The sequence below is a fragment of the Psychroflexus aestuariivivens genome (genome assembly GCF_004010055.1).
GTDB lineage: Bacteria > Bacteroidota > Bacteroidia > Flavobacteriales > Flavobacteriaceae > Psychroflexus > Psychroflexus aestuariivivens.
Genome location: NZ_RQVT01000040.1, coordinates 1 through 2,836 on the forward strand (window position 1 = coordinate 1; position 2,836 = coordinate 2,836).

Annotated in this window: 4 protein-coding genes; 3 read left to right on the top strand and 1 reads right to left on the bottom strand. The window is 31.3% G+C overall.

The window, feature by feature from the left end; translation table 11 throughout:
- Positions 1–81 precede the first annotated feature (81 nt).
- Complete coding sequence (locus EIG86_RS07230; protein ID WP_127845499.1) at positions 82–435, bottom strand: hypothetical protein; 354 nt, start codon at positions 433–435, stop codon at positions 82–84.
- Positions 436–583: 148 nt separating this feature from the next.
- Here EIG86_RS07230 and EIG86_RS07235 point away from each other — a divergent pair, with 148 nt between their 5' ends.
- From EIG86_RS07235 to EIG86_RS07245, 3 genes are all read left to right on the top strand, one after another.
- Positions 584–850, top strand: a complete 267-nt coding sequence (locus EIG86_RS07235; RefSeq protein WP_127845500.1) for a hypothetical protein — start codon at positions 584–586, stop codon at positions 848–850.
- A 158-nt stretch (positions 851–1,008) separates the two neighbouring features.
- Entirely contained in the window at positions 1,009–2,301 is a 1,293-nt protein-coding gene (locus EIG86_RS07240; protein ID WP_127845501.1) for a hypothetical protein, read from the top strand.
- Between the two features lie 285 nt (positions 2,302–2,586).
- A complete protein-coding gene (locus EIG86_RS07245) occupies positions 2,587–2,757 on the top strand; it encodes an Arc family DNA-binding protein (protein WP_127845502.1) in 171 nt (56 codons plus the stop codon).
- Positions 2,758–2,836 lie beyond the last annotated feature (79 nt).

Genomic DNA, 2,836 nt, shown 5'->3' on the forward strand with positions numbered 1-2,836 from the left:
TTGAAATATATAGCGATAAAGAAACACTTGTCCTAAAAAAATTCTACTTAATCAGAATTAGGAAACGATCATCTTGTTGAATTATGTTTTCAAATAATTTAGTACTAAAACTAAATCTCCAGAAAAACTTTCGTCTCCGTTACTTGGGCTTTCAAATTGAACTTTTTTTAATAGATTTACTATAGTTTCTTCAAAAATACTGTCTAATTTTAAGTTACCACTTGCTGAATCTATTTTAGAGATTTCATTATTTTTATTATAGCTTATTCTTATTTTAATCGTATTCAAACCATCATTCATCATTGATTTGATTTTATTAGTATTGATGGAATTATAAGTCCCGTCTATTAAATACGTTTGCATACATTCTACAGTTTTAACTTTTCCTGAGCTAGATCCACAATGATTTAAAGTTGGTTTTAACTTTGTGTCCATGCAAATGTAGCAATTCCAAACCTTTTGATTTTAGGAATACTTCAAATAGAAAAAACGATTAAAAGCAAAAATACCCAGTAAAGGGTATAGTTCTAACTGATTAATTAGTCCAATTTTACCAAATAATTTTAACTTAAAATCTTTTATTATGAAAAGTACTATTTTAGTTGTTTTCTTAACAATGTTATTTTCTATCAGTAACCTCAGTGCACAATCATCAGGATGGAGTGATTGGAAATCCGTAAATTGTTTTAAAGGAGTAGATTTTAGAGTGAAATCTACAAAAACAAGTACGGGAAAATATGATGCTTATGTCGAATTCAGAAACCGATATTATGATGATGTTCATTTTAATTACGAAGGCCAGGGTGGTAACTATACCACTAAAAATAACAGAGTAACAATAAAAGCTTAGAATACTTATAAAAGCTGGATGGGTACAAGTTTTACATCAGATTACTTCTACATTTCAATCGATAGATTACGTTTTGGTAGAGATGGTCTTCAGGCTTATGCAGGTTGTGACAAATAATTAATAGTGAAAAAACATTAATAAAATCCAAAATAATAACGATGAAAAATATATTAAAAATCACAAGTATAGTATTGCTATTTACGGTGTTTTTGTCTTGTTCAAAAGATGATGACAATGCTATAGATGATGATCAAGGTTCAGAAAACGAAAACGCGATTGTTGACATTACCGCACTATTGGAATATTATGACGAAGATTTTAACCAAAACAAAGCGCTGATTACAATTACGGACAATATACTAAAGATTCAATTTGGGGATGGATTCATATCTGGCTCCGCAGAAAAAGTGATTACTTATGAAGCAAGTCAAGAAGAACTGGAATTAGGATATGAGGATTCTTTTTTAATCACTTTTGAGATTTCAAGTACAAGCGAAAATTATTCTTCATTCGAAGGATTATCAGGTGAGATTGACTTCGGACAATTAGAAATTCTTGACAACAACCTAATTATATTCGAAGGATATATTAGGGAAAGTGCTAACGAAGAAGATTTAACCAAATCTCGTATTGTGGTCAATATATTAGATAATTGTAGGGCAACAATTACGGTAAATAGCAATAGCCTAACAGGAGTTGGTGGTCCTATATATATGCCAGAAACAGAGGATCTCGCAAATTTACTTGTCCAGGCTGAACTATACGAAGATTTTGAAGATAAAGAGGATCATCTTAGATGTGGAAATTCAAGTTTTACATTACAATCTGGAAGAGAAATTCTTTATTCTAGTTGTAATAGTGCATCATTTTTTGTGCCTAAAAACAACACATATAGTATCAATGTTCAATTTGACGACGGCTATGAACAAACGCAAAATATTGAAGTAGAAAGTGCAGGTATCACCCACTTCATCCAAATAGTGAAGCCTTCAGGGACTGGCGTAGGCATACCGTGCTTACCAGATGGTCTGTCGAGAAAAATTACCAGCCACAATTTAGAAATCACAAGTACAGAAGGGGAAAGTGCTTCAAATGAAGAACTACATATCCATCCTGGTTATTTTAGTAAAGTCAATGATGATAGCACCATTATTATTGGACCTTTTAATGGAAAATTAGCTGAACTTAGTTTTTTTAGGATAAAAGTTGAAAATGGAATATTACAAAATCAAGAATACGATTTAAGCAATAATGAACTGACTGTTCATAGGGATTTTCAGTACGATGCTACTCCTGCAATTAGAATGACGGCAGTAGATGGTAAAATCACTATTTCTCAAACAGAAGATGAAACCAGTATATTTTTTGACAATGTTGTGTTTGAAAATAACCTTACTTTTCTTCCTCAACAGAAAGTAACAATAACTGGTGCAATAACCGGGATCTTTTAAAACCTACCCAAAAAAGTTTAAGGTTTTACAATAAGATCAAATCATTAGTATCCGATAAAACATTTTAAAAGTGGAAAATCCTTTACAGGGTTTCCCACTTTTGGAATTCAAAATTGATAAAACTCATGCGACTTAGCGTCCCGGCCTTTGCTGACAGGTAAGTTTGCGTGAACCTATAGACAGGATTGGGATGTTAAATTAAACTACTTGTGTTGTCAATATAGAAACTTGGAATGTTTTTAATTACATTTGTATAACATATTGTTATTACAAAAACAGATTATCATGTCAACTAAAATTCAAACCGCTGTTCGTTTAGACAAAGACCTTTTAGAAGCTTTGAAAGAAAAAGCCAAGGCAGACCATAGAAGTCTTAACAATTATATTGAAAAATTGTTACACAAGGATGTTGGATCAATTCCTAACGATGCTACCAAAGCGGCTAACTCAAATTAGCCGCTTTTTTATGATATTTATTTGAAATATATAGCGATAAAGAAACACTTGTCCTAAAAAAATTCTACTTAATCAGAAT

Excerpts from the sequence above, each read along its gene's own strand:
- EIG86_RS07230 (WP_127845499.1), bottom strand. The coding sequence starts at position 435 with ATGGACACAAAGTTAAAACCAACTTTAAATCATTGTGGATCTAGCTCA.
- EIG86_RS07235 (WP_127845500.1), top strand. The coding sequence starts at position 584 with ATGAAAAGTACTATTTTAGTTGTTTTCTTAACAATGTTATTTTCTATC.
- EIG86_RS07240 (WP_127845501.1), top strand. The coding sequence starts at position 1,009 with ATGAAAAATATATTAAAAATCACAAGTATAGTATTGCTATTTACGGTG.
- EIG86_RS07245 (WP_127845502.1), top strand. The coding sequence starts at position 2,587 with ATGTCAACTAAAATTCAAACCGCTGTTCGTTTAGACAAAGACCTTTTA.